Source organism: Brachybacterium sp., assembly GCF_036379615.1.
Lineage (GTDB): Bacteria > Actinomycetota > Actinomycetes > Actinomycetales > Dermabacteraceae > Brachybacterium.
Map to the genome: position 1 here is coordinate 70,851 of NZ_DASVGJ010000040.1, position 24,862 is coordinate 95,712.

The window sequence follows — 24,862 nt, forward strand, 5'->3', positions numbered from 1 at the left end:
AAGTGCCACGATGTTCCCTTCGGTGGTGTGCGGTGCTGAGTGGGTCAGTCGGTGGTGTGCGGCGCTGAGGGGGTCAGTCGTTCTTGTACGACGTGTGCGGAGCGTTGGGGAAGCTCCGGGCTTCCGAATCCTGGCTGAAGATCTTCATGAACGGATCCGGTTCGAGCTCGGGAGCAGAGCGGTCGCGTCTAGCCTGTGCAGTATCGAGTGGTTTCCGCGTGGACGGGGCCGGTAGCAGTTCCGACTCGCGCCGTTGCTCCAGGCCTTCATCCATGGCGTCGCGAAGGAGGCCCGCTGCCTTCTCCTCATTGCCCTGGGCGAGGTTGTGGGCGAACCATCGGTACTTCCGCGCCACGTCCACGGCGTCGCCGTCGAGCACCACTTGGCCGCGTTCCATCCAGATCGCGCGCGAGCACATGTTCTCGATGGTCTGCGCCGCGTGGTTGACCAGGAAGACCGTCCCTGCCTTCTCCAGCATGCCGTCCATTGCTCGCTTGGACCTCTCGGCGAACGTCGCGTCCCCGGTGGCGAGCGCTTCATCGATCATGAGGATCGAGGGGTCCGCTGCGAGAGAGATGGCGAACTTCAGGCGGGAGGCCATTCCGGAGGAGTAGGTGCGCATCGGCAGGTCGATCGCGTCACCGAGGGCCGAGAGTTCCACGATTTCTTCGAAGATGTCGTCAGCCTTCTGGGGTGACAGTCCCATGGCGAGCGCGCCCAGCTTGACGTTCTCCGCCCCGGTGAGGTCGGGGATCAGTGCCGCGTTCACGCCCAGGAGCATCGGGCTCGCACTGGTCATCACGGTGCCCGAGCTCGGTGGTTCGAGCCCCGCCAGCACCCGCAGGAGCGTCGACTTCCCCGAGCCGTTCCTCCCGATGATGCCGATGAACTCCCCTGCGCGTGCGGTGAAGGACACCCCGCGCAAGGCGGCGACGGAAACGAGCTGCTTGCGACGGAACTTGCCGATCAGGCTCGTGCGCCGTGCGCGGTCCGTGCGGACCACCTTGTACCGCACCCTCACATTGTGCGCGACCACCGTCAGGGGCGATTCCGTCGGTGCGATCCACCGTTCTGTCTCAGCGCTGCTCGGCACCGTACGTCTCCTCTCCCCGCCAGAAGAACAGCAGCCCGAAGACGGTGAGTCCTACAGCCCATGTCCCCAGGGTCATCCAATGCTCCGGAGCCGGGATCGTTCCGTCCATGAGCACCTCTCGGTACATCACCAGCATGTGGTAGATCGGGTTGACCTGGATGAGCGAGGCAATCAGCGGATTGTTGTCCACAAAGTTCTCGATCGGGAAGATCACGCCTGATCCGTACATGAACAGTCGACCGGTCAGCGCCATGAAGTTGGACATGTCCGGGAAGATGAAGCCGATCCGTGCCAGGGTCAGCGATATCCCCAGGTTCAGGAAGAACTGGAACACGAAGATCACCGGCACGAGGAGCCAGGTCCACTCGGGGCGCTCGTGGAACGGCACCACCATGATCATCACGATCATGGTGGCCGTCGTGTACACCATCTGTATGGCTTCCCGGAGCTCAGCCGAAACCGCGAGCGAAGCCCGTGGGAAGACGAATGCCCTGATCATCGCTTTGTTCGAGGGGAGGAGGGCAGGGCTGGAGCTGATCGCGCGCATCGTGGAGCGGAACATCAGGACACCGATGATGATGAATCCGGGGAAGTTCTCCATCCCCCGCGTGATGCCGAGGATCTCGGCGAAGATCACGTAGTACATCGCGGCTTCCAGCATCGGCCGCAGCACCAACCAGAAGCGTCCCAGCAGGTTCCTGGTGTTCGAGGTCGCGACCCGGTGCCGCGCATCCATCCAGATGAAGTGGCGCCGGTCCCAGATCCCCCGCACGTAGGCCGGGAGCGGAGGGCGCACACCAATCGGCGTGAGTCCTGTGGGGTCGAGCCCGCGGTCACGAAGGGCCTGCGCGATCAGTTGCGGTTCTTTGGCGTCATCGGCCACGCGTGCAGTCCTCCTCAGTCCGGGCAAGGGTATTGCTGTAAATACTGCCGTATCGCTGGACGAGGGCAGTCCACGTGCGACCTGCGGCGATCGTCCGGCCCGCTTGCGCAGCCTGAGCTCCACTCGAATATGCGGCATCGATGCTCTCTGCCAGCTTGCGGGCCGAGCCTGCGGGGAACGTCAAGGCTTCCAGGCGGCCTGAGTCGGTGGAGACCGTCTCCCGTAGGGCCGGAAGATCGGAGATGATCACAGGACGTGCGAGCGCCAGCGCTTCGACCGGCTTCTGCGGGGTGACCAAGCGTGCCACCTCGACGTCCTGCCGAGGCACCACCACCACATCCAGCGCCTGGACCCAGTGCCGTGCGCTGTCGCGAGAGATCCGGCCCGGCATGATCACGCGCCCCCCGATTCCCAGATCATGCGCGAGCTTGCGCAAGGCAGGTGCGGCAGTTCCATCACCTGCCAGAATCACGTGCAGGCGCTCCCGCAGCTCGGCGTCGGTGTCCGGGTCCTCCATCAGCAGCGCCACTGCCCGCAGAAGCGTGTCGAATCCTTCGTAGTCCACGAGAGCGCTGACGGCTCCGACGACGAAAGCCCCCTCCAGGTCCAAGCCCACGGAGGCACGGGCTTCGGACGGTGAGAAGTTCTGGGCCAGGAGAGCCGGATCGACCCCGTTGGGCACGACGGTGATCGCCTCCGGAGCGGCCCCGCGCCGTGCGAGCTCTGCGACCATCGTGTCGCTGAGGGTCACGACGGCGTCTGCTTCGGAGACGAGTTCCACTTCGCGCGCCGCGATCACTCGCGCCTTCTCCGAGGAAGCGGCCTCGAGTTGAGCCTGTTCGGTGGCGTGCGAGGCGATCCACGTCTGCTCCATCAGCCCGCGGACCTCAAGAACCCAGGGCAGGCCGGCGGCATCGGCGACTGCTTGAGCCACGAGTGCGTTGTGGTAGTTCGTCGTGGCATGGACTATGTGCGGTTGGAACTCCTCGACCAGCTCGAGTGCGCGATCCACCTCCGCCAGAAGTCGCTCCTCCTGGGTGCGGGGCAGTGTGGCCGGCAGGCTGCGCACATACCGGATCCCCTCGACCACATCCTCGTCGCCCGCCAGGAACTTCCCCACCATCACGGGATAGCCGGTACGCGTCAGAGCGACGGATTCGATGCCCTGTTCCCGCAGCGCCATGAGGATCCGGTGACTTCGCAGCGAGTAGCCGGACTGTGTGTGCGGGAGGGAGTTGGTGAGCACGTGCAGCACGCGCATCGGATCGCCTGCGGCGCGGGGTGCACGGATCGGCCGAGGTGCGCCGGAGACTGGCAGTCGATAGCCAGGCGTGAGGAGCTGCAGTTCACTGCGTAGGCGCCGGGCATAGCGTGAGTCGCTTCGGCCAGCACGATCCAGGATCTCCGCCGCACCGCTCAGGTCGCCGCGGCTCCATGCGGCACGCGCTATTGTCGACGGTGCCGATGCCGAAGAGAGCAGATCGAAGCGCCCGAGGAGAACCGCAACCTCGCCGCGCATCCTCGACCTCGATGCAGGGGCGTGCGTGACGAGCTCGTGTGCCGTAGCCGTGTTCCCGGCCATGAAGGCACCCAGGGCAGCAACCCCCTGCCCGCCGGAGAGCCGGCCTGCGACGTTCTGCAGCACCCTGCCGGCGCGAACCCGGAGTCGGAACGGAAGTCGTCGGCTCGCCTGGACTACGAGCAGGGCCGGATCGTCCACCAGGTGCTGTGCGGCTGATTGGAGGAGGAGCCGCGCATTGCGCACGACGTTGCGTGGGCTCGGCACAGTCCTCCTTCTACAGGTGCGCGTCAGGTAGACGGCTCGGCGGAATTCTACCTGCCACTTTCAGTCACTCTTCAATAAAGTACCCAAATGCACACAGGATCGAGACCTTCCTGTGCTCGCTCACCGTCCACGCAGATCGTGGACGTCACTCGATGATCTCGTTCCGCCCCGCCTCCCGCAGCTCCGCCAGCCCCTCCTGCATCGTCCGCACTCTCTCCTCGCTGTGCCGCGACCAGTCCCCGACCTCGCGCACCACCCGCACGGGCTCGAGGGTCCGGTACGAGCGGGTGGGGTTGCCTGGCATCCGCTTGTCGGTGACGTTCGGATCGTCCTCGATCTCCCCCGTCGGCTCCACGACGTAGACGAGGGGCACTCCGTCGCCGCGGGCGAGCTGGGCACCCCAGGCCGCGGCGTGCATCGTCTGGGTGAAGTACACGTGTCGCAGCGGGGCGTCCTCGCGGTAGTTCGAGGGCTGGGTCGGGGTGAGGAGCTCTCCCGGCGCCAGCATGGCCCTGGTGCCATGGAGGTAGACGCCCTCCTCGTACACCTCGAAGGGGACTGGTTCGCTCATCTCGTCCTCGCTCTCCGTCGGGCCCTCGCCCGGCCGGCCCTCATCCTCGCGCAGGCGGAGCCATCGCGAAGCGCCGTGCGGGAATCCCCACCCCCATCCCGGGGTCTGCCCCATCGTCTCCGCACCGCGGCCTCTCATACCCTTCTCACCATGACCTTCGCCGGGATCCTCGCCTTCTTCGGGCTCGCCGTGGTGGCGGTGGACGTGCTGGGAGGTGTGATCGCGATCAGCGTGATGCTGCGCGGCGGCACGGTGCGGCACCTGCTGGCCTTCGCCGGCGGGTACACGGCGGTGATCATCGCGGCGACGCTGATCCTGCGTCCGCTGCTGTCGCTGCTGCATCGCTGGCTGCGGCCGGTGCTCGATTCGAACAACGCGATCGGCGTGGTGGAGATCGTGGTGGGCCTCGCCCTGCTCGCCGTAAGCCTGCACCAGTTCCGGGCCGCCTCCCGGCCGCCCACCCCGCACGGCCGGCTCGAGCAGCGCGCCACCCCGAAGCGCCTCGCCATCGCCCCGCTCGCGCTGGCCGGCGTGGGCTTCGCGGGGACCGCGCTGGCCGATCCCGGGTTCACGATCGCCGTGGGCATGGCCTCTCAGGAGCAGCACCTCCTGCGCCACGTGGCGCTGCTGGTGGCGTGGAACCTCCTCTACCAGGCGCCGCTGGTCGCGGTGATCGCCGCCGCGATGTTCGGCAAGCACGAGCAGCTGGTGACGCGGGTGATGGAGGTCGTCGGCCCGCGCCGCCGCGCCCTGCAGACGGCGCTGGCGATGCTGCTCGCGCTGTGCGGGATCGCGGTGCTCGGCGACGGCGTGTACGCGCTGATCGGTGAGCACGTGCCGTGGCTGCGCCAGCTGCTCCTGCTGCGCTGAGTGGGACGACTGCTCCCGGCGACATCAGGCGGGGGTCGGGACGAGAAGGTCGCTGTCGGGAGGCTCCGTGATCGGTGCCTCGAAGAGATACGACCAGGCGCGACGCACCAGACCGTTATCGAGCTCGAACACTTCCAGGGAGATGTTGCCTGCTTGATCGACCAGCTCGGTCGCCGTCAGTGCATCATCCCCGCGAACGATGCGGCGGATCTTGAACACGGCCTCGCCGCTCTCCCGGTAGGATTCCTCGAGCCGTTCCAGGTACGCATCGATGCCGACAGTCCGACCGCGCCGGCTGGGGGTCACGGTCCACTCGACGTCCGGGTGGAGCAGCGCGGCCAGGCCCTCCCAGTCACGCCGATTCTCCGCGTCGAACAACCCCACCAGGGCCTGAGGAAGCTGCATCATTGCTCCCCCACGCGCCCCGGGACAGCCTCCGGTGCGATGGCGTCCGGGTTCTCACCTTGGCCGCCGTGAGGACCGAGAACTTCCAGCGAGTGGTTGAGCTTCCGGAAGAACGACGCCACCACTGCGCGATCCCGAGCAGTCAAGGTCTCCGCAACGTCCATCATCCGCGCATGCATCGCCTGCAGGGTCTCCCGAACCTCCTGGTGCCCTCGCTGAGTAGGGACGACGGCGATCGACCGGCGATCGGAGGGATGAGGCATGCGTTCGACATATCCGTCGCGCACCAGTCGATCCACCAGTGCGCTGACCGAGGGGGCCGTGATGTTCAGCTGCACCGCGAGCTCGCGCTGCCGGACTCTGCGGCCGGTCGAGTCGGCCGCCAGCAGGATCCTCAGGGCGAGCAGATCCTTCTCCCCCATACCCATGTCATCGCGCACCCGCGACCGCATCCGGGCGTTGGATTCGACGTACCGGCGCAGCTCATGGAGAAGCTCCACCGATGACGCGGTCTCCGACCCTTCCGACGCGTACCAATAGCCACTGGACGCCTGATCAGGCGACATCGCCGCACTCATGTCAACATCCCCCTCCGAACTTTCTGTTGACCGCCAGTCCACGACTCGTATAGCCTGGCTAACAGTTAGGCTATCAACCAGTTGAGCGGGCGTCGAGCCCCCCGGCCGAAGAGGACTCATGAGCACCATTGCCGATGCCGCACCCCCGCTCGCCGGCATCCCCGATGCAGCCTCCGGCGCATTTCCAGGCTCGCCCTCGGCGACCCCGTTCATCGGCAGGCGGCGCGCTGACTCCGCACCGGAACTCGCGTGGGAGCGGACCATCAGGCGCACTTCCCGTCGAGGAAGGCGTCGCGCGCGTGCTGTGCCGGCGATCGCCACGGCGCAGTTTCAAATCCAGGGGCCCCCGCACTCCCCGCGCCTCGACGCCGAGGTCACGATGCACGCCGGCACGGACTTCGCCAGCGCTGTGGACTCGATCATGGAACGCGTCGTGCCGGACATGGAGGACGCGCTGGGCCATCGCTTCACAGAGAACGTCATCACCTTCTCGATCGCACCCTCCCTCCCGATCCTGACCCGACAGAGAAGCGCCACCACAGTCCTCACGATCAGCTGAACAAGACTGATGCGCGATCAGGTGCGAGCTGGCGCTGGAGAGTGTCGCTACACGGCGTGCGGCGCCTCCACCGATGACGTCGGCCCGCAGCTGGACCTATGCCGTCCTCACGGCTCACACACTCCGGGGCGCGAGGATCCACTCGCGGAGTGCATCCAGCGGCAGCGGACCGACGGTCACTTCGATCGCCTCACTGGTGCAGGTCACCCATACGCCAGCAGCGTCGTGATGGATGGTGCACCCGTCCCGATCTGGATCGGAGAGTTCAAGCGAGTGTGCGTCCATGCAGACTCCCAAGGGTGAGTGGCGGATCCGGCCGACGCGTTGTCCGCCACCGCGAGTCCAAGCACTCTCACTCCTCCGGACTTAGCAGGAAGATAGACCACGGCGCGACGCGGGGGAAGGACCCAGCTCGTGTCTCGAACCGCACAGTGTCGTGTCCAATCCGGTGAGCATGGTGGCTCCGAAAGTTCTGGCCGAGATCGTGAGGGTCCTCGACTCGATACGTGATGCGGCTCCTGGGAGCACGAGGCACCGTTCCACGCCGATGGACCTCGGACAGGGTGCACAGTCAGGGATGGTTAGCCCAGCGAATGAAACCCCCTGGATACGCCGTTCGCGGAACGCCTCCATCCTGGCCTCACGGTCTGGGTGGGGGCGATGTCGTCATGTCTGGGGAGCGCTCATCCCCTCGCCGTCGCAGACTCGGGTCCGGCGGCCTGGCCCTGCAGAGACCGGGCTCGACCGGGCTCTCCGGACCCTGGATCGCTCCGCCAGTGTCGAAGGCAACGGGCAATGCCCACGGCCGACGGACGGAGAGCGCGAGTGCTTGTCGTAGCGGGTGGCGATCCCGCACCACGCTTTCGACGCGTGGCAAGCGCCCGGGTGGGTCAGAGCCAGCCGCGGTCCCGGGCGACCCTGGCCGCGTCATGACGCGTGGTCGTGCCGGTCTTGTGCAGGCAGCTCGAGAGGTAGTTGCGCACGGTCCCGGGTGCGAGGTGCAGGCGTCGGGCGATCTCCCGCACCGAGTAGCCCTCGCGCGTCTCGCGGAGGGCCTCGACCTCACGTTCGGTCAGCGGTGAGTCGTCCATGACAGAGGCTTCGAGCACGTCGTGGGCGATCCATCGGCGCCCTTCGTGCAGTGCGCGGACCACCCGGACGATCTCTTCGGGGTCGGCTCCTTTGCTCATGAATCCCTGCACGCCGAGCCCCAGGGCGCGTCGCAGGACGCCGGGCCGGGCATGCCGGGTGAGCATCAGGACCTTCTGCTCCGGCAGCTCGACCCTCATCGCGGCGACCGCCTCGAGGCCGCCCATCTCCGGCATCTCGAGGTCGATGATCAGCACATCGGGTCGATGCTGCAGGGTCGCTGCCACGGCCTCGACGCCATGGCTCGCCTGCGCGACCACCTCGAGGGTCCCGTCGAGCGGCAGCAGTGCTGCGAGCGCCGAACGCAGCAGGTGCTCGTCGTCGGCCAGAAGGATCCGGATCGGGACCTTGTCGCTCATCGTGTCGCTCCGCTCGCCGTGCCGGCGGAGACGGGATCGACCCTCGCGCCGACGGTGAACAGGCCCGCAGCGCGATCGATCCGCAGTTCGCCACCGGTGTCCTCCACACGCCGGCGCAGCCGCGCCAGGCCGTTCAGAACGCTCTCGCCGTTCTCGTGCACGCCGTCGTTGACGATCTCGACCGCACCCGGCGAGGCGGTGATCGTGACCGTCGTGGGGCGTGCGTGGCGGAGCAGATTGGTCGTGGCCTCCCGGAGCACCTGCGCCAGGAGAGGATGCGCGGAGGTGCCGGCCCCGTCCTCGATTCGCGTCTCGACGGTGATGCCCGCGGCCTCGCACAGTCGCTTGGCGTTCTCGATCTCCGCGACCAGGTTCAGTGCGTAGGTGGCATGCGCCAGGGACCGGGTGTCGGCGATGGCGGCCTCGGCGAGCCGACGGATCTCGTCGAGCTCGCTCTCGGCACGGTCGGGGTCGGTGCGCACCAGCCGACGGGCGAGAACCGTCCGCAGCCTGATCGCATGGAGCGTTTGGCCGTGGATGTCGTGGAGGTCGCCGGCGAAGCGCATCCGTTCACCGGCGACGGCGAGCTCCCGCTCCATCTCGGTGGCGCTCTCGAGCCGTCGCACGACGTGCCAGGCCTGCTCGCTGGCGAGGAGGACCCCGGCGATGGACAGCGTGCCGAGGAACGGGGTGAGGAGGTAGGTCGCGGCGAGAGCTCCGGTGACCGGGTGGGCGGCGAAGGCGCTCGCCCCGATCGCCGTGACACCCGCCGTGAGGGCCCCTATCCACAGGATGCGGTGCCCGGTGCGGGCGACGAGCAGCCCGCCCACGAGGGACAGCGGGACGAAGCTGATCGGGCTGGCGGCGGTCAGGGCTCCGACGCCCCATGCCACGGCGGTGAACATGAGGGCGAAGACCGCCCGGCGCGGGTACCCCTCCAGACTCCATTCGCGCAGCACACCGAGGGTGAGCAGGTAGCCGATCGATATCGTCAGCCCCTCCCACCAGGACGATGCCGTCAGCGCGACGCCGAGGATGCTGACAGGCGCGATCGCGGCGACGGCGGTGGCCATCGCCATCCGCCGCATCCGCAGGTCGCTCGGCGAGCCGACCGGGGCGTCCCCCGCCATGGTCAGCTCCGTCTCCCGTCGGCCGCTCGAGTCATCGCGCGCCCCACGGGGACCTTGGCGATCATGGTCGCGATGACCAGGCCGAGCGCGACCCAGCCCAGGGCCGCATGGCTCGTGAAGAACTCGACGACGCTCGCGGGCAGCACGGTGAAGAGCCCGTGATCGAAATAGCGCAGCCCCACATACGCGAGGAACACGGTCACGGAGACCACCAGGACGAGGTTCAGCAGGGCATCGAGCATCTTCATGACCCTTACGGTGCCATCGCTCGCGGTCGCGCGACAGTGACACAGCGTCATCCCGGCCGATGACACCGGAGCATTGCCGACGAGCACCCCACCGGCGTCCGATGGAGACATGACCTCCACACCGGCTCCTCTCCCTCCTGCCCCGCGCGTCCCCCTGCGACGACGACCCTTCCAGATCATCCGCGAGAACCGACGCGCCTATCTGCTCATGAATGCGGCCGCCTACGGCCTGGGGCTCATCGGGTTCGCACTCGGTCTGGCCTTCCCCGAGCTCGTCGCAGCACGCACCTCCGCGATGGTCGATGACGGCACCACCGATCTCGTGACCTGGCTCGTGAGCATCCCGCCGCTGTTCGCACTCACCATTCTGGCCGTCAACGTGCTCCGGCTCAGCCTCCTGACGATCGTGCTGCCCTCGCTGATCCTCCCCTTCGCAGGACTGGCCCTCTTCGGCGCCTGGAGCGTCCAGACCGGCATCACCCTGGCCCCGACCGATGCTTCGGGCTGGGTGGCGCTCATCCCGCACTCGCTCACCATCGTCCTCGAGTTCCAGGCGTACATCCTGCTGTCGCTCGGCGCGTACCTCCACGGGACGCACTGGCTGCTCCCCCGCACCGCCGGTGCGCCGAACCGCCGCCGGAGCTACCTGCGCGGCCTGCAGAAGATCGGGCTGCTCGCCCTTCCCGCCCTGGTGCTGCTCATCATCGGTGCGCTCTGGGAGGCGTACTCGCTGCGGTACCTCGTCCACCCGCTCCAGCAGCTGCTGCTGTAGGACCCCGCAGGCCCCGGGGCGTTCGCCGCTCTCGTCGTCGGTGTGCTCGCGGCCCCGCTGGTCGCGTGGTCGGGATCGATCTGGCCCGGGGTCATCCTCCATGGGGTCGACAACGCCCTGGCGCTGGTCGTTCCCCTGGTGATCTCGAGCATCGTCTAGCGGCCGCTGGTCACCGCTGGACCTAGCGGATCAGCCGTGCGCGCCAGACCCACGCGGCGATCTCGACGCGGTTGCGCGCCCCGAGCTTCACGCTGATGTTGCGCGCATGGGACTTCACGGTGGAGAGGGTGATGAACATGTCGGCGGCGATCTCCTCGTTGGTGCGACCCCGGGCGATGGCGGTCGCGATCTCGAGCTCGCGTGCGGACAGGTCGTGCGGGGCGCTGGTCGCCGGGTGGGAGGCGGCGATCTCTCCCAGCAGTCTCACCGTGATCGACGGAGAGACCAGGGCATCACCGCTGGCCGCCGCACGGACAGCCTCGATGAGCAGCCGCGGGCCGGCATCCTTGAGCAGGAAGCCGGAGGCCCCTGCGTGGATCGCGGTGCGCAGGTACTCCTCGGAATCGAAGGTGGTCACGACGACCACGCGCGGCGCGTCCGGCATCGCGGTGATGAGCCGCGTCGCATCCAGACCGTTCATCCCCGGCATCCGGATATCCATCAGGACCACGTCGGGGCGCAGCCTCCTCGCCGCGTCCACGGCGTCCTGCCCGGTGCCGACCAGGCCGATCACGGCGATGTCGTCCTCCGCGTCGAGGACCATGCGGAAGCCGGTGCGGACCATCTCGTGGTCGTCGGCCAGGACGACGCCGATCATCGTGCCGCTCCTGTCGGGAGGTGGGCTCGCACGGTCCAGGTCCCCGGGGCGTCCGGCCCGGCGTCCAGGCGTCCGCCGAGCATCGCGACCCGTTCTGCGATCCCGGTGAGTCCGTAGCCGGTGGTCCTGGGGCCCCGGGGAGGGTGTCGGACGCCGTCGTTGCGGATCTCGAGGACCAGCTCGGAGCCGATCCGGCGCACGTCGATGCGGGTGCGTCCTCCCGGGGCGTGCCGCCGCACGTTGGTGAGCGCCTCCCGGATGATCAGGTAGGCGGACTCTCCGAGCCCCGAGGGGAGAGCGTCGTCCGTCGCCTCGAGGGTGAGCAACGTCCGTTCCCGCGACGGGTCGAAGCTGTCCACGAGAGCCGGGACATCGGCCAGGCCGTAGGGCACGGTGAGCGGGGCGGCGTGCTCCGCGTCGTCGCGGATCGCCCCGACCATGCGTCGCATGCCGGAGAGGGCCTCGGCGCCGGCCGCCTCGATCGCGGAGAACGCAGCGGCCGCACGCTCAGCATCTCCGGACGCGACGGCATTCGCTGCCTGGGCCTGGACGATGATGCCGCTGACCTGGTGAGCCACCACATCATGCAGCTCCCGTGCGAGCTCCATCCGCTCCGCCCGTCGGGCGTCCTCCAGCGCCGTCTCCCGCGTCGAACGGAGGTGCCGCGCCGCGATGCCCGCGGTCACCGCGCACCCCCACACCACGATGCCCAGCAGCGTGGCGGTGGCATCGGGCGCGAGACGCAGCAGCACGGCGGCGAGGACGGCGAGGAGCGTCCCGGCGGCGACCACGATCGCCCCGCGCGGGGAGCGCTCCGCCCGGATCCCGACCGCTGTCGCCACGAGCAGCGCAGCGGCCTCGGTCAGGGACGGCGAGAGGTGGTCGGTGAACAGGGCCAGCAGCGAGGCGAGCAGCGAGAGCGCGAGGATCGTGCCCACGGTGGCGCGCGGGGGAAGCACCCGGCGCAGGAGCGCGATGACCGCGGCGATGACGGCGACCAGCGCCGTCGCCAGAGACCCTCCGATCGCGTCGATGCCGGGATCCGGGGGCAGCAGACGCACTCCGAGCTCGAAATCCATCGCCAGGAGCAGGCCGAGCAGCAGGAGATCGGCCACCACCGCGGCACCCCGGAGCCACAGCGGGCGAGGGGACCGCCGCGTCTGCTCTGTCCGGATCCGCTCTGCCACGCGAGCAGTCTAGAGCGGAGGCGGGTCGAGGCCCCGAGGAGAGGTGGGTGCGGCACGATTCTCGTCCGAAAGGACGACGGGGCGCGGCAGGGATCGCTCCCGCGGTCGAGGCGGGCACGGCAACCCGCTGCGCATCATGAGGACATGGCACCTCTGATGACCGACCAGCTGAACACCCTCGACGAGGCGGACGCGCGCTACGCCGTCCGTGTGCTCGACGTCGTGCGCGAGTACGGATCCGGCACCGGAAAGGTCCGGGCCCTGGACGGCCTGAGCATCGCGGTGGCGGCGCAGCGCTTCACCGCGATCATGGGGGCCTCCGGCTCGGGCAAGTCCACCCTCCTCCACTGCCTGGCAGGCCTCGACCAGCCGACCTCCGGACGGGTCCTGCTGGGCAGCACGGAGCTCGGTTCGCTGGATGATCGCGCACTCACCGCCGAGCGCCGACGCAGGATCGGCTTCGTCTTCCAGGACGGCAACCTGCTCCCGCACCTCACCGCCGGGGAGAACATCGACCTGGCCGCCTCGCTGTCGGGACGGCGTCCCGACAGGTCCTGGCGGACAGAGCTCGTCGAGCGCCTGGGGATCGCGGACCGGCTCAGCCATCTGCCCTCGCAGCTCTCCGGCGGGCAGCGCCAGCGCGTCGCCGTCGCCCGCGCACTGCTGGGACGCCCGGATCTGGTGGTGGCCGACGAGCCGACAGGCGCTCTCGACAGCACCTCGAGCCGGCAGCTGCTGGAGATGCTCCGAGGATGCGTCGATGACTACGGGCAGAGCGTCGTCATGGTGACGCACGACCCTGCCGCCGCGGCGTTCACCGACGAGGTGATCCTGCTGGAGGACGGGCGCGCCGTCGACGCGTTCACCTCCGCGAGCCGCGACAGCGTGCTGGAGCGGGTCGGCCACGGAGCGCTCGGCCAGGAGGTGGCCGGGCGATGATCCTGCGCACCGCACTCCTGAGCGCGCTCCGGCGCCCGCGCCAGGCGCTCCTGATCGGGATCGCCGTCGTCGCTGCCACGGCCTTCGCCGCCACAGCGCTCCTGCTCGCCACCAACGGGCGCACCGCCCTCGAAGCGTTCGGGATCACCACCCCGGAGGCGGCGGATGCCGTGATCGTCCCCCGCGGAGACGTCGACGCCGAGGAGGTCCACCGCACGGCAGAAACTCTCCGGGCACTGCCCGGCACCGAACAGGTCGTCGTCGAATCCCTCGGAGACGCGGAGGTGCAGATCGGGGGGACCACCTCGACGTGGAAGCTGAGCAGCGATCCGGGCTCGGGCCCGCTGAGTGCCGTGCCCGAGCTGACCTCCGGCAGCGCCCCGGAGCCCGGAGAGGTGGTGCTGGGCGAGAGCACCGCCGCACGCACCGGGGCGTCCGTCGGGGACGTCATGATCGTGGACGGGCGAGAGCTGACCGTGGCCGGCATCGGCCCGGTGCACGAGTTCGGCAGGGACGCGGCCCTCGTGCGCGAGGAGGACGCCGCCGCGCTCGGAGACGTGATGATCCCGGTCCAGATCTTCGTGACCGGCGATGTGGCCCTCACCGATCTCGAGGCCCTCGCACCGCACAGCGTGATCTCCAGCGGCGAGGAGAAGCGGGACGCCGAGGCCCGGACCGTGACCGACACCCTCGTCGGAGTGATTGGCGGTCTGGTGCTGTTCGTCGCGCTGGCGATGCTGGCTGCCGTGGTGATCGTGAGCTCGACGTTCCGTATCCTGCTCGTCCGCCGTGCCACGGAGCTCTCCCTCCTGCGCTGCATCGGAGCGTCCCGCGCGCAGGTGCGCAGGCTCGTGCTCGTCGAGGCCGCGTGCATCGGGGTGATCGGAGGGGTCCTCGGAGTGGGCATCGGCACCGGCATCGGTGCGGTCATGATCGCGATCGCACGCGATGCGGGACTGCTGACCGCCCCGTTCAGCGCGCCCGTGACAGGACTGATCGGATGCGTCGCCCTCGCCGCAACGGCCTCACTGGCTGCGGCGGTGCCTGCCGCCCGCACCGCCGGACAGGCCTCTCCCGTGGAGGCTCTGGGCAGCTCGCGAGCCACCGAGGCACGCCCGGTGCGGCGAGGGCCGCGCCTCATGCTCGCCGCTGCTCTCGTCCTCACGGCCGCGGCCGCCGCCGGGCTCGGCGTGCTCGTCTCCTCCGAGCAGGAGTTCCTCGGTCTGGCCCTCGCGGCGCTCAGCGGCACACTGGTGTTCCTCGCGCTCGTGCTCCTCGGGCCGCTCCTGGTGAGCATCGCCGCCGCCATGCTGCGACCGCTCGCGTCCCGCTCCCCGGCGATGAGCCTCGCGGTCGCGAACACCCGCCGCGCGTCACGGCGCACCGCCGCGATGACCACCGTGCTCACGCTCGGCGTGGGCCTCACCGCAGCGCTCACCGTGGGAGTCTCGGGCGCCACGCAGGACGCCCGCGACGGTGTCGCCCGGAACTTCCCTGCACCGGCGATCATCCCCACCGACCTGGTCGAGGACCCGGACGCCCTCGTCGCTCAGCTCGACGAGCACCCCGCCGTCGACGCACGGATCGAGGACCTCGACATCCTCATCGACGCGACCCCGGGAACGAGCGACGACGAGCTGCGGTCGGCGGTGCTCGGGACCATCGATCCCGGCACGGACGTCTTCTGGGCGGCCGATGTGCAGTCGGGGATCGACCAGATGATCCTCATCGGCCAGGCCGTCGGCGGGGCGATGATCGGGGTGACCCTCCTGGTCGCGCTGATCGGCGTCATGGTCACCCTGTCCCTCTCGGTCACCGAGCGTCGACAGGAGATCTCCCTGCTGCGAGCGCTGGGCCTGTCCCGGGCCGTGGCACGCCGTGCGATCGGTGCCGAGGCCGCCCTCGCCGCAGCGGTCGGTGCGAGCACCGGGGTCGGCGTCGGAGGTCTCTTCGGGATCCTGGCCCTCCACATCCTGGGCATGGCCGTCGGGGTCCCCCCTCTCGGAACGCTGGCTGTGCTGTTCCTGGCAGTGATCGCCGCAGCGATCGCGGCCGCGGCGATCCCGATGTGGAACGCCGGCCGCGTCCCGCCCGCCCTCGGGCTGGCGGCATGAAGGCGCGCCGCGCCGTCCCACCCGTCACCTCGCGACCGCAGCGAGGGGCCCCTCTCTCTCACACAGCACGGAGGCACACCATCACCACCCGACGTCGACGCGCTCCTCTCTACGCGGCAGGGGCGGCCGCCGCCCTGCTCCTCAGCGGCTGCACCGTCTTCCAGGACGCCTTCCAGGTGGGAGAGAGGGAATACACCTTCGACACCGCCGCCGAGGCGAAGGAGTCGGAGGAGTCCTTCCGCTTCCAGGGCTTCCTGCCCGACGATGCCACCGACATCAGACTCGTCGCACAGCTCGACAGCGACGAGAGCGTGTTCCGGTGGACCAGCCCGACGGCGTTCACCTCGGAGCACTGCACGGAGGACGACGTCTCCACGGAGCCCCGCATCGAGGCCGACTGGCTGCCGGAGTCGCTGCCCGAGGAAGGACACCTCTGCGGCACCTGGACGGTGGTGCGCAGCGGAGACACGCAGTACGCCTGGAACTAGGGCGACGTACCCCTTCTCGCCGTGCGACATGCCGTCCGCCGCCGCTTGACCCCGACGTGGCGTCGTAGTTTCTGCTTGCACCATGAGACTGATACCGACCGCCTATCTCGCGTCCTACACGCTCTCGGCCCTGGGGAACTCCATCGCCGCCATCGTTCTGCCCCTGGTGGTGCTGCAGACCACGGGCAGCGCTCTCGCCGCGGGCACAGTGGCCGCGGCCACGATCATCCCCGCAGTCCTCGCCGGACTGTTCATGGGCGTGGTCATCGATCGCATCAACCGGCGGACCTCGTCCGTCGTGACGGATCTGATCTCTGCCGCGGCCATGCTTGCTCTGCCGATCGTCGATATGGTCACAGGCCTGACCGTGGGCTGGTTCGTGCTGTTCGGAATCATCGGCGCCATCGGAGACGTCCCCGGTATCACCGCGCGGGAAGCGCTGCTGCCGGGAATCATCCGCCACGGGACGGTCTCGGCCGAGCGCATCACCGGTGCTCGGGAAGCGTTGGGCGCCGTCGCCATCCTGGTGGGCCCTGCTGCGGCGGGAGTTCTGGTGACAGTATGGGGCGGAACCACCGCACTCTGGATCACCGCGGCCACGTCGCTCGCGGCAGCCCTGATCACTCTGGCGATCCCTCGCCGAGTAGGTGACCTCGAGAAGGGCCCAGCGACACCAGGCGCACAGGCCTCCAGGGCGTGGGGACAGCTGCGGGAAGGGTGGTCGGAGATGCTCAGCAATGGATTCGTCCGCGCGACGACGCTCATCACGATCGTGGCCGTCACCGCCATCGGCGGACTGCAGGGAATCATCCTTCCGCTCTACTTCACGCAGATCGGCGAGCCCGGCATGATCGGGCTGGTCATGAGTGCCATCGCGGCCGGCTCCCTCGTCGGAGGTGGCATCTATGCGGTCGCAGGGACGCGAGGTTCGCGCCGCATGTGGTTCGTCGCAGGGGTACTGGGCAACATCGCCGGGCTGATCATCGTGGCCACCCTGTGGTCGGTGTGGGTGCTGCTCGCCGGAGCGTTCGTCCTCGGCTTCTCCGTCGGCCTGTTCGGAGCGCTGATCGGGATGCTGTCGATCGAACGGATCCCGGAGCGCACGCGAGGCCGGGTGCTGGGCACGCAGAACACGTTCGTCACGGCGGCCTCACCGCTGGGGATCTTCCTCGCCGGTGCGATCACCGAAGCGACCGGGGTTCACATGGCGCTGATCATCCTCGCCTCCGGATGGGCACTGGGGCTCGTGATCGCGCTCTTCACCCGAGCGATGCGGAACCTCGAGGCGCCCGTCGTCGACACCCAGGATGGTCACCAGGTGGCCCCGAGTGCGTAGCAGCCACCTCGCCCGCCTCGCCGGGATCAGCACCCGCACCCTGCGCCACTACCACCACGTCGGCGTGCTCGAGGAGCCGGCCCGGTCCTCCAACGGATACCGGGACTACGAGCCCGCCGCCGTGGTGACCCTGCTGCGGATTCGTCGTCTGGTCGAGCTGGGATTCTCGCTGGCACAGATCTCCACCATCCTTCACGACAGCCAGCCCACTCAGAACGAGCTGTACGACAGCCTGGAGGCGGAGCTCTCCGCACAGATCGACCACCTCACCCGCCAACGGGAACACCTGGCACTGCTCAAGCGCCACGGAGCTCCCCCAGACCTCCCGCCGGAGATCGCCGCCCCCCATAGCGCGCTTCGGCGGTCCGGGCTGTCCGAGATCGCCGCAGCGGCCGACCGTGACCACTCCCTGATCCTGGCGCAGGTTCTCGGCGCCCGGGGCCAGGCATACGTCACCGCGGTGTACACCCTGATCAGTCGGCCCGAACATGCCCGCACCACGGCGGCGGCCATGACCGCATGGGCGACCCTCGGCGACGCCGCCGCTGAACGCGAGATCGACCAGCTCACAGAGCAGTTCACAGAGATCTTCGCGCCGATCCTCAGGGAGCTCACCACCGAGGACGCACCAGGCCTGCCTGTCCTGACCGACACCGAACTCCGGAAGCACGGCGCGGAGCACCTCACCGCCTCGCAGCTGGAGGTTCTTGAGAGACTGCAGGCGGCGCTGCATCGCGCCGATGACGATGTCTGACCCCTCAGAACACCTCCCACCCGTTCGCGCCCGTGCGCACGAGGCGGGCGACGAGCCTGAACACCCTCCAGGCTCACGCCATCACCTGGCGACGGATCCACTCCTCGCCGGCCCGCGGAGGAGATGCCCCTCGGGCCTCGCCGACATGGTCGAGCAGTCACTACTACGCAGGAGATCAGAATGATGTCCCCATCGCATCGGGCGGACTCCGGCCAGGCGCAGAATCCCTGGTCCGACAATCTGGGCCGGGCCGGGTCCCGCGCCGGTCAGCTGCTCCTGATCGCCGCGGTGGTCGCCGGGGTGGTGTGGTTGCTGCTGCGCGTGCGCGTCGTGGTGGTGGCCGTGCTGGTGGCGTTGATCCTCGCCTCTGCGGTGGCACCTCTGGTGAAGTGGCTGATCAGCAAGGGGTGGTCACGCCTCTGGGCCACACTCGCCTCGTTCTCGGCCATCGTGCTCGTCGTCGGAGGAGTCGTCACCGGGGTGGTGCTCGCGATCCGCAGCGAATGGGACAGTCTCGTATCCTCCGCAGTGGCCGCCTGGAAGCAGCTCCAGCAATGGATCAGCTCCACGACTCTGCCTCTGGACATCTCGATGATCGACGATGCCACCCAGCAGGTCACGGACTACGTCACCAGCGACGATTTCGCCACCAGCACCCTCACCGGCGTCACCGCGGCCACCGAGCTGCTCACCGGAATCGTGCTGATCATCGTGCTGCTGTTCTTCTTCCTCAAGGACGGCTCGACGATCTGGAGCTTCGTCCTGCGATGGTTCCGGGCTGAGACGCGAGCGAAGCTGGCCGAGTCCGTCGACCGGGCATCGGGAGTCCTCGGCGGCTATGTGCGCGGAACCGCCATCGTGGCTCTGGTCGACGCGGTGCTGATCGGTATCGGGCTCGCGATCGTCGGGGTGCCGCTGGCCGTGCCGTTGGCCGTGATCGTCTTCATCGGCGGTTTCATCCCCATCGTCGGCGCCACCGTCGCCGGAATCCTGGCCGCCGCCGTCACCCTCGTCACCACCGGGCCCGTGGAAGCCCTGATCGTCATCGGTATCGTCATCGCCGTCAATCAGATCGAGGGCAACCTCCTCCAACCCGTCGTCATGGGCCGCACCCTGAGCCTGCACCCGCTCATCGTGCTGCTGTCCCTGACGATCGGCACCATCATCGGAAACATCTTCGGGGCCATCCTCGCGGTCCCCTACACCGCCATGGCGTGGACGCTGATCCAGGTCTGGACCGACCGGTACCAGAGCGGGGACGATCCCGTCCTGGGCGAAGACCCCCTGGACCCGAAGGAGAGGGTGGCGAACAGGGCCACCGACACCCAGCGGGCGAAATACGCGCTGTTACGACGACGCCGCCGCGGATGACGGAGCGTCAAGAGACCCTGTCGTCATGCCGGGTCTCTGCGTCCACCAGGAGTCGGCCCTCTCCGCCCGGAGGCCCGGCCCGGCCTCACCCTCGTCGCCGGGGCGATGCGGCACGAGCGACGTCGCCGCTACTCGTCCTCCGCGTATCGGCGCTGCCTCTCGCGCTGGCCGTGAGTGAGAGTGCGTAGGTCCGCGTCCTCGTCGAAGCTCGCCCCGAGGGCGCCGGCGACCACGCCCATCGCTGCACTCAGCCACGCGATGTCCAGATAGCGCACCACTGAGGCGTCCCGCTGGAGGATCTCTGCGAGATAGTCCGGATCGATGACGATGACGGCGCTGAGGAAGATGACCGCCACCAGAGCGAGGTAGAGCAGACTTCCGACCATCAGCAGCGTGAGCACGGTGGAGAGGTTGTACAGCAGAACCACGCGGGCAAGGCCCTGATTCTTCGGCGCATCCCACAGCCGGTTGCCGATGATCAGCCAGCCGGTGATCGCGAGCACGGCGAGAACGCCGATGCTCAGCAGGCGCTGAGTGGTCAGATACATCGACATGGACCAGATCGAGCTGTAGAAGACACCGAACGCTCCGGTCGCCGAGGCGGCCGCCAGCGCGCTGGAGAGCTTCGGCACCGTCCTCAGGGGCTCGTTGCCGCGCACCATGCCAGCCACGGTGCGCACACCGCCGACGACTCGGGAGCCCGTCAGCTTCTGGTGGTCATCAGCATCGTCCGCGTCCTGCCAGTGCGCCCAGCCGCGCTCGAAGCGTGAGCTGTCGCGCGGCTCGTGCGTGGGTCGCATGCGCAGCGTGCAGCTCAGGAGAGCATCCAGAATTCTGCGCCGGGTGGTGAACACCCCCAGAGTGGGGCAGGAGATCACTGCGATGTTGTGCTCGGGGAAGATCTCGGCGATCAAGGGCGCGCCGTCGTGCACGCGGGGGATCTCGGTGAGCAGCAGCACTGCATCGGGATCCCCGAATGTTCTCGACTGCTCCAGCGCCTGGGAGAGATCCAGGGTGTCGTCCGGCTGCAGCCGGAGGGTGGCCGTCTGCACCTGGAGATCGATCGGCGGCCCGTAGATGCTGTTCAGCTCACGCTCCAGCGTGTCCTCCACGGTGCGGGCCCGCGCGGTGGGAAGGCCGGGATCGGCGACCAGCAGCACCGTGACTCCGTGTGCGGGAGCCGACGGGACAGGATTCTGCGCATCGTTCATGGGTCCACCCTGTCAGTCGGCGCACGCCGGGAGGAGATCGCAGACGCGCGCCGACCATATGGTCATGGCCTCGGACTCGGGAACCTCGGCGTCTGCTCGAGGTCAGGAGGGCTTCGACGGGCTACGCGGGAGGGAGCACGTGATCGTGCAGATCGCTCCCCGACGAGTCTTCACTCGGAATGCTGGTGACAGCACTCATCAACATCACCGTGTCCATCACTGCCGTGACGCCGCGGCGCCGTGACGGCATCTCGTGCAGATCCCCGCTCTGCAGCACGAACGGCTCACTCGCCTCGACGCGCACCGCTCCCGCCATGATGTACAGGGACGCAGGCACATCCGAGTCATGCTCCGCCAGGCGCGCACCTTCTCTCAGCGCCACCACGGTCTGCTGCAGGGGGCCGTTGCGCACCACGCGTTCAGAGAAAATCCCCTCTGCACTATCCCTTGCGTGGTCAATCGCTCTGGTGGTCACGCTATTCATGGGAACCATGAAGTCCTCCTCGACACCGAAAGTTTCTCGAGCTCGCTCCGCCTATGAGCAACTGCAGTGATGATATACGTAGCCTTTCTAAGCACATGGTCGTGCAGGAAGGTCAACCGACGATCGTCGATCACGACACGTCACCTCGCAGGGCCGTCGAAGGTCGCCCTCCACGAGCGCCCTGCGGTCAATGCCGTGTCCGTCCTCCTGGGGCAGGGTGTCGACTGAAGGAAGAGAACTGCAGCTCGGAGAGAGCTGCCGCCCGACGAGACCAGGAGCACCATGACCGACCATGCACTCCGCATCGACGACATGACGATCGAGCGCCCAGGGTTCGCGATCCGCGACCTCTCGCTCTCCGTGCCTCGGGGAAAAGTGCTCGGCCTCGTCGGCCCGAACGGTGCCGGGAAGACCACCACCATCCGCGCCCTGCTCGGACTGCTCACACCAGATGCAGGCTCCCTGCGGGTGCTCGGCCACGCCCCCGGATCCCGGGAGGCGCTGGTCGCCACCGGCATCGCCCTGGACGAACCGACCGCCGCTCCCGAATGGTCCGTCGACAGCTTCGGTCGTCGCCTGGGCCCGTTCTATCCCCGGTGGGATCAGGCGCGATTCTCCGCACTGCTGGCCGAGCTCTCCGTGCCGTCCGCGCGTCGGGTGGGAGATCTGTCGCGGGGCCAGGGGGTCAAGCTCTCCGTCGCCACCGCCCTCGCCCAGAGCCCGGACCTGCTGATCCTCGACGAGCCCTCCAGCGGGCTCGATCCCGCCTCTCGGCGGCGGATCGGCGATCTGATCCGGGAGTTCATGGTCGAGCCGGAGCACACGGTGCTGTTCTCGACCCACATCACGACCGACCTCGTAGATCTGGCCGATGACCTCGTGGTCATGGTGGGCGGCACCATCGCCCACCACGGCACCCTCGACAGCGTGGCGGAGGAATTCGCCCTGGTCCGCGGGTCGGGTCCGGCCCCCGCCGGCCCCCTCCTGGGACTGCAGCGCTCGGGCGGGCGCTGGTCAGCTCTGCTCCGGAGACAGGACGCAGCGCAGCTCGGCGCCGACGCCGTGATCGATGACGCGAGCATCGACGACGTCATCATCCATCTGGCCGACGCCACCGAGGAGGTTGCCGCATGATCCCCGTCTTCCTGCGCTTCGATCTGCAGTCCTGGTTCCCCCGTCGACAGACCCTGCTCACCCTGCTGCTGGTCGTCGCCGTCGGCATCATCCTCCCTCTCCCCGGGATGGCGATCATCGCCGCCGCCCTCGTCACGTCCCTGATGGTCTCCACGCCTTTCCTGGGCGACGAGCGCGGACGTCTCGACACGTTGTACGGGGTCCTCCCTGTCTCGCGGGGTTCCATCGTCGCCGGGCGGGCTCTGTCCTTGGTGGTCTACTACCTCGTCGCCACCACGCTGGCGGTCGGTGCGACAGTCGCCGTCGCCGCCGTCCGGGGCAGCAGCATCTCGCCCTCGATCCTCCTGCTCGCGCTGGCGGCAGGGGCTGGGTTCGTCGGGATCTCCCTGGCGCTCCAGCTGCCGGTGTTCTTCCGCATCGGCTACTCGCGAGGCCGCCTGATGGCCTACGCTCCGACGATCGTGATCGCCGGGGGTGCCTGGGTCCTCCAGGCCACCGGGCTGCACACGCCCCTGCTGGACATCTTCGCCCCCGCACCGACCGCCGCCCTCGTCGCGGTCGGCGTCGGTATCGGAGCTCTCGGACTCCTGATCGCCCTCGGCACCTCCACCGCGTCCTATCGCACCCGCGAGCTGTAGGAGAGCCGCGTCCGTGGCGCACGATGGCGTCACGGCGCGTGCAGCCGTCTGCCCTCCGCGAGTGCGCGCTGCGGAGTACTTCTCCCGGACACCGAGCGAAAGGTATCCTGTGACCTCCCCATTCGAAAGGGCACGAGCAGTGAGCACCTTCAGCGAGCGACTTGAAGCAGAAGTCTGGCTGGAATCGACTTTCCCCGACCTCCCCCCGGAGTTGCGGGAGACGTTCTTCATCGGCGTCGACGAATACTACGCTCAGCACCCGATCGCTGACCGTCGCCCTGACGTGCTCACGACCCTGGAGGACGACAGCAGGGCCTTCGCGCTGCTCCTCCGTGACGTGCTCTCCCAGGCCGACACTCTGGCCACTGCCTTCGACTCGCTGCTGGACGTGCGCTCCACCTGACACCGTTCGTGTCGGCCGCGGCGCCCGCCGGACCCGTTCGCGTCGGCGCGAACACGGCGCAGGCGCACGGCGAGGTCACATCACGACAGCTCAGCGCACACGCCCACCCAGCACGACGGATTACCCTCGGAACATGCCCGACCGTGCCGGGCCCGCCGCGTGTCCAGGAGGAATCATGCTTCTCGAACGGATCTATGACGAGGACCTGTCCCAGACCAGCTACCTGATCGCCTGCCAGGCCAGCAGTGAGGCGATCGTGGTGGATCCACGACGCGACATCCGGGTGTACCTCGACCTCGCCGCGCAGCACGGTCTGCGGATCGTGGCGGTCACCGAGACGCACCTGCACGCGGACTTCCTCTCCGGAGTGCGGGAGCTCGCCGCGGCCACCGGGGCGACCGCCTACGTGCCCGGCACCGGCGGCGAGGACTGGCAGTACGGCTTCGAGGCCGAGCGCCTCATGGACCACGACACGATCGCCCTCGGCCAGATCACGCTCACCGCCCGCCACACCCCGGGCCACACCCCCGAGCACCTGAGCTACCTGGTCACCGACGGCGCCTTCGCGGACGAGCCCGGCTACATCCTCACCGGCGACTTCGTGTTCTCCGGCGACCTGGGCCGGCCCGACCTGCTCGATGAGGCGGTCGGCATGGAGAACACCCGCTTCACCGGCGCGAAGCAGCTGTTCGCCTCGCTGCGGGACGTGTTCCTGCGCCTCCCCGACCACGTGCAGGTGTTCCCCGGCCACGGCGCTGGCTCCGCCTGCGGCAAGGCGATCGGCTCCCTGCCCTCGACCTCCGTGGGCTACGAGCGGCACTTCGCCTGGTGGGGCAAGCACCTGAAGAACGACGACGAGCAGGGCTTCCTCGACGAGCTGCTGGACGGCCAGCCCGACGCCCACGCCTACTTCGCCCGCATGAAGCGCCAGAACCAGGAGGGCCCGGCCCTGCTCGGCGAGCGCGTCACCCCGCGCGAGGTCTCCGCCGAGGAACTGGCGCGCGGCATGGACAGCGGCGACCTGGCTCTGGTCGACACCCGCCCCGTCGCCGAGGTCCACGCCGGCACCGTGCCCGGGGCGCTGCACATCCCGATGCTGTCGAAGGCCGCCGGCCACCTCGCCTGGGCCTTCGACCCCGACACCGATGAGGCGCAGCTGGTGGTGCTCGCACCGGACGCCGCCCGTGCCGCCGAGTACGGAGACCATTTCGTGCGCGTGGGCATCGACGCGCTGATCGGGTACCTCCCCACCCTCGAGGGCCTGCCGAGCGTCGCCCCGTCGGTGATCTCCCCCGCCGAGCTGGCGGAGCTGATCGAGGCCGGCGAGGCGGGGACGCTGATCGATGTGCGCACCCGCACCGAGCACGCCGGCGGCACCATCCCCGGCGCGCAGCAGCTCTCCTCCGGCAAGGTGCTGTTCCGCCAGAGCGAGCTGCCCGAGCCGGACGCGGGACAGATCATCACCTTCTGCCAGTCCGGACTGCGCAACACCGTGGCCGCCTCCGCGCTGCGCCGCGCCGGCTACGACGTCGCCGAGCTGGAGGGCAGCTACGCGGGATGGGCGCGGTGGCGCGAGGCGTAGA

26 protein-coding genes are annotated in these 24,862 nt (G+C 68.8%); 13 read left to right on the forward strand and 13 right to left on the reverse strand.

All coding sequences use genetic code 11. The features are described from left to right. Positions 1-73 precede the first annotated feature (73 nt). From VF289_RS07730 to arr, 4 genes are all read right to left on the reverse strand, one after another. Complete coding sequence (locus tag VF289_RS07730; RefSeq protein ID WP_330882749.1) at positions 74-1,093, reverse strand: ABC transporter ATP-binding protein; 1,020 nt, start codon at positions 1,091-1,093, stop codon at positions 74-76. Continuing rightward, positions 1,077-1,976 (reverse strand): ABC transporter, encoded by a 900-nt coding sequence (locus VF289_RS07735; protein WP_330882751.1) that lies wholly within the window; start codon positions 1,974-1,976, stop codon positions 1,077-1,079. Before VF289_RS07735 ends, VF289_RS07730 begins: the two co-directional genes overlap by 17 nt. Then, on the reverse strand, positions 1,966-3,762 hold the full coding sequence (locus VF289_RS07740; RefSeq protein WP_330882753.1) for a glycosyltransferase: 1,797 nt from the start codon (positions 3,760-3,762) through the stop codon (positions 1,966-1,968). Before VF289_RS07740 ends, VF289_RS07735 begins: the two co-directional genes overlap by 11 nt. A 145-nt stretch (positions 3,763-3,907) precedes the next feature. Then, on the reverse strand, positions 3,908-4,333 hold the full coding sequence (gene arr, locus VF289_RS07745) for an NAD(+)--rifampin ADP-ribosyltransferase (RefSeq protein WP_330882755.1): 426 nt from the start codon (positions 4,331-4,333) through the stop codon (positions 3,908-3,910). Between the two features lie 150 nt (positions 4,334-4,483). On the opposite strand from arr, the gene VF289_RS07750 reads away from it, so the two are divergent. Next, positions 4,484-5,203, forward strand: coding sequence for a hypothetical protein (locus tag VF289_RS07750; RefSeq protein ID WP_330882757.1), 720 nt, complete (start codon positions 4,484-4,486; stop codon positions 5,201-5,203). 24 nt (positions 5,204-5,227) lie between these two features. On the opposite strand, the gene VF289_RS07755 is transcribed toward VF289_RS07750, so the two are convergent. Then, on the reverse strand, positions 5,228-5,611 hold the full coding sequence (locus VF289_RS07755; RefSeq protein WP_330882759.1) for a nuclear transport factor 2 family protein: 384 nt from the start codon (positions 5,609-5,611) through the stop codon (positions 5,228-5,230). Further along, positions 5,608-6,186 carry a MarR family winged helix-turn-helix transcriptional regulator gene (locus VF289_RS07760; RefSeq protein WP_330882761.1) on the reverse strand — a complete coding sequence of 193 codons (579 nt, stop codon included), beginning with the start codon at positions 6,184-6,186 and terminating at the stop codon, positions 5,608-5,610. Before VF289_RS07760 ends, VF289_RS07755 begins: the two co-directional genes overlap by 4 nt. Before the next feature lie 118 nt (positions 6,187-6,304). On the opposite strand from VF289_RS07760, the gene VF289_RS07765 reads away from it, so the two are divergent. After that, positions 6,305-6,745, forward strand: coding sequence for a hypothetical protein (locus VF289_RS07765; RefSeq protein WP_330882763.1), 441 nt, complete (start codon positions 6,305-6,307; stop codon positions 6,743-6,745). A gap of 890 nt (positions 6,746-7,635) precedes the next feature. Here the strand turns inward: VF289_RS07765 and VF289_RS07770 are convergent. Genes VF289_RS07770 through VF289_RS07780 form a run of 3 tightly spaced genes read right to left on the reverse strand, consistent with a single transcriptional unit; the run spans position 7,636 to position 9,631 of the window. Then, positions 7,636-8,253, reverse strand: a complete 618-nt coding sequence (locus VF289_RS07770) for a response regulator transcription factor (protein WP_330882765.1) — start codon at positions 8,251-8,253, stop codon at positions 7,636-7,638. Continuing rightward, entirely contained in the window at positions 8,250-9,383 is a 1,134-nt protein-coding gene (locus VF289_RS07775) for a sensor histidine kinase (RefSeq protein ID WP_330882767.1), read from the reverse strand. Before VF289_RS07775 ends, VF289_RS07770 begins: the two co-directional genes overlap by 4 nt. 2 nt (positions 9,384-9,385) lie before the next feature. Continuing rightward, positions 9,386-9,631 carry a hypothetical protein gene (locus VF289_RS07780; RefSeq protein ID WP_330882769.1) on the reverse strand — a complete coding sequence of 82 codons (246 nt, stop codon included), beginning with the start codon at positions 9,629-9,631 and terminating at the stop codon, positions 9,386-9,388. Positions 9,632-9,740: 109 nt separating this feature from the next. Between VF289_RS07780 and VF289_RS07785 the strand changes: the two genes are divergently transcribed. Further along, positions 9,741-10,403, forward strand: a complete 663-nt coding sequence (locus VF289_RS07785; protein WP_330882771.1) for a hypothetical protein — start codon at positions 9,741-9,743, stop codon at positions 10,401-10,403. Positions 10,404-10,584: 181 nt separating this feature from the next. On the opposite strand, the gene VF289_RS07790 is transcribed toward VF289_RS07785, so the two are convergent. Together VF289_RS07790 and VF289_RS07795 are read right to left on the reverse strand one after the other, a co-directional pair. After that, complete coding sequence (locus VF289_RS07790) at positions 10,585-11,220, reverse strand: response regulator transcription factor (RefSeq protein ID WP_330882773.1); 636 nt, start codon at positions 11,218-11,220, stop codon at positions 10,585-10,587. Next, a complete protein-coding gene (locus VF289_RS07795) occupies positions 11,217-12,407 on the reverse strand; it encodes a sensor histidine kinase (protein WP_330882774.1) in 1,191 nt (396 codons plus the stop codon). The genes VF289_RS07790 and VF289_RS07795 overlap by 4 nt, the downstream gene beginning before the upstream one ends. A gap of 144 nt (positions 12,408-12,551) precedes the next feature. Here VF289_RS07795 and VF289_RS07800 point away from each other — a divergent pair, with 144 nt between their 5' ends. The 6 genes from VF289_RS07800 (at position 12,552) to VF289_RS07825 (ending at position 19,409) form a co-directional block, all read left to right on the forward strand. Beyond that, complete coding sequence (locus VF289_RS07800) at positions 12,552-13,346, forward strand: ABC transporter ATP-binding protein (protein WP_330882775.1); 795 nt, start codon at positions 12,552-12,554, stop codon at positions 13,344-13,346. Beyond that, complete coding sequence (locus VF289_RS07805; RefSeq protein WP_330882777.1) at positions 13,343-15,460, forward strand: FtsX-like permease family protein; 2,118 nt, start codon at positions 13,343-13,345, stop codon at positions 15,458-15,460. Before VF289_RS07800 ends, VF289_RS07805 begins: the two co-directional genes overlap by 4 nt. Before the next feature lie 176 nt (positions 15,461-15,636). Next, positions 15,637-15,948 carry a hypothetical protein gene (locus VF289_RS07810; protein ID WP_330882779.1) on the forward strand — a complete coding sequence of 104 codons (312 nt, stop codon included), beginning with the start codon at positions 15,637-15,639 and terminating at the stop codon, positions 15,946-15,948. Positions 15,949-16,030: 82 nt separating this feature from the next. Continuing rightward, on the forward strand, positions 16,031-17,284 hold the full coding sequence (locus tag VF289_RS07815; protein ID WP_330882781.1) for an MFS transporter: 1,254 nt from the start codon (positions 16,031-16,033) through the stop codon (positions 17,282-17,284). Further along, positions 17,277-18,038 carry a MerR family transcriptional regulator gene (locus VF289_RS07820; RefSeq protein WP_330882782.1) on the forward strand — a complete coding sequence of 254 codons (762 nt, stop codon included), beginning with the start codon at positions 17,277-17,279 and terminating at the stop codon, positions 18,036-18,038. Before VF289_RS07815 ends, VF289_RS07820 begins: the two co-directional genes overlap by 8 nt. Before the next feature lie 180 nt (positions 18,039-18,218). Next, positions 18,219-19,409, forward strand: coding sequence for an AI-2E family transporter (locus VF289_RS07825; RefSeq protein ID WP_330882784.1), 1,191 nt, complete (start codon positions 18,219-18,221; stop codon positions 19,407-19,409). Between the two features lie 128 nt (positions 19,410-19,537). Here the strand turns inward: VF289_RS07825 and VF289_RS07830 are convergent, their stop codons facing one another. Together VF289_RS07830 and VF289_RS07835 are read right to left on the reverse strand one after the other, a co-directional pair. Next, on the reverse strand, positions 19,538-20,620 hold the full coding sequence (locus VF289_RS07830) for a hypothetical protein (protein WP_330882786.1): 1,083 nt from the start codon (positions 20,618-20,620) through the stop codon (positions 19,538-19,540). 121 nt (positions 20,621-20,741) lie between these two features. Continuing rightward, entirely contained in the window at positions 20,742-21,113 is a 372-nt protein-coding gene (locus VF289_RS07835) for a hypothetical protein (protein ID WP_330882788.1), read from the reverse strand. A 273-nt stretch (positions 21,114-21,386) separates the two neighbouring features. Here VF289_RS07835 and VF289_RS07840 point away from each other — a divergent pair, with 273 nt between their 5' ends. The 4 genes from VF289_RS07840 (at position 21,387) to VF289_RS07855 (ending at position 24,861) form a co-directional block, all read left to right on the forward strand. Next, entirely contained in the window at positions 21,387-22,238 is an 852-nt protein-coding gene (locus VF289_RS07840) for an ABC transporter ATP-binding protein (RefSeq protein ID WP_330882790.1), read from the forward strand. Further along, positions 22,235-22,876 (forward strand): ABC-2 transporter permease, encoded by a 642-nt coding sequence (locus VF289_RS07845; RefSeq protein WP_330882792.1) that lies wholly within the window; start codon positions 22,235-22,237, stop codon positions 22,874-22,876. Before VF289_RS07840 ends, VF289_RS07845 begins: the two co-directional genes overlap by 4 nt. Positions 22,877-23,015: 139 nt before the next feature. After that, a complete protein-coding gene (locus VF289_RS07850; RefSeq protein WP_330882794.1) occupies positions 23,016-23,279 on the forward strand; it encodes a hypothetical protein in 264 nt (87 codons plus the stop codon). Between the two features lie 175 nt (positions 23,280-23,454). Beyond that, positions 23,455-24,861 (forward strand): MBL fold metallo-hydrolase, encoded by a 1,407-nt coding sequence (locus VF289_RS07855; protein ID WP_330882796.1) that lies wholly within the window; start codon positions 23,455-23,457, stop codon positions 24,859-24,861. Position 24,862: the final 1 nt, after the last annotated feature.

Excerpts from the sequence above, each read along its gene's own strand:
- arr (WP_330882755.1), bottom strand. The coding sequence starts at position 4,333 with ATGAGCGAACCAGTCCCCTTCGAGGTGTACGAGGAGGGCGTCTACCTC.
- VF289_RS07750 (WP_330882757.1), top strand. The coding sequence starts at position 4,484 with ATGACCTTCGCCGGGATCCTCGCCTTCTTCGGGCTCGCCGTGGTGGCG.
- VF289_RS07755 (WP_330882759.1), bottom strand. The coding sequence starts at position 5,611 with ATGATGCAGCTTCCTCAGGCCCTGGTGGGGTTGTTCGACGCGGAGAAT.
- VF289_RS07760 (WP_330882761.1), bottom strand. The coding sequence starts at position 6,186 with ATGAGTGCGGCGATGTCGCCTGATCAGGCGTCCAGTGGCTATTGGTAC.
- VF289_RS07765 (WP_330882763.1), top strand. The coding sequence starts at position 6,305 with ATGAGCACCATTGCCGATGCCGCACCCCCGCTCGCCGGCATCCCCGAT.
- VF289_RS07770 (WP_330882765.1), bottom strand. The coding sequence starts at position 8,253 with ATGAGCGACAAGGTCCCGATCCGGATCCTTCTGGCCGACGACGAGCAC.
- VF289_RS07775 (WP_330882767.1), bottom strand. The coding sequence starts at position 9,383 with ATGGCGGGGGACGCCCCGGTCGGCTCGCCGAGCGACCTGCGGATGCGG.
- VF289_RS07780 (WP_330882769.1), bottom strand. The coding sequence starts at position 9,631 with ATGAAGATGCTCGATGCCCTGCTGAACCTCGTCCTGGTGGTCTCCGTG.
- VF289_RS07785 (WP_330882771.1), top strand. The coding sequence starts at position 9,741 with ATGACCTCCACACCGGCTCCTCTCCCTCCTGCCCCGCGCGTCCCCCTG.
- VF289_RS07790 (WP_330882773.1), bottom strand. The coding sequence starts at position 11,220 with ATGATCGGCGTCGTCCTGGCCGACGACCACGAGATGGTCCGCACCGGC.
- VF289_RS07800 (WP_330882775.1), top strand. The coding sequence starts at position 12,552 with ATGGCACCTCTGATGACCGACCAGCTGAACACCCTCGACGAGGCGGAC.
- VF289_RS07805 (WP_330882777.1), top strand. The coding sequence starts at position 13,343 with ATGATCCTGCGCACCGCACTCCTGAGCGCGCTCCGGCGCCCGCGCCAG.
- VF289_RS07815 (WP_330882781.1), top strand. The coding sequence starts at position 16,031 with ATGAGACTGATACCGACCGCCTATCTCGCGTCCTACACGCTCTCGGCC.
- VF289_RS07825 (WP_330882784.1), top strand. The coding sequence starts at position 18,219 with ATGATGTCCCCATCGCATCGGGCGGACTCCGGCCAGGCGCAGAATCCC.
- VF289_RS07830 (WP_330882786.1), bottom strand. The coding sequence starts at position 20,620 with ATGAACGATGCGCAGAATCCTGTCCCGTCGGCTCCCGCACACGGAGTC.
- VF289_RS07835 (WP_330882788.1), bottom strand. The coding sequence starts at position 21,113 with ATGGTTCCCATGAATAGCGTGACCACCAGAGCGATTGACCACGCAAGG.
- VF289_RS07840 (WP_330882790.1), top strand. The coding sequence starts at position 21,387 with ATGACCGACCATGCACTCCGCATCGACGACATGACGATCGAGCGCCCA.
- VF289_RS07845 (WP_330882792.1), top strand. The coding sequence starts at position 22,235 with ATGATCCCCGTCTTCCTGCGCTTCGATCTGCAGTCCTGGTTCCCCCGT.
- VF289_RS07855 (WP_330882796.1), top strand. The coding sequence starts at position 23,455 with ATGCTTCTCGAACGGATCTATGACGAGGACCTGTCCCAGACCAGCTAC.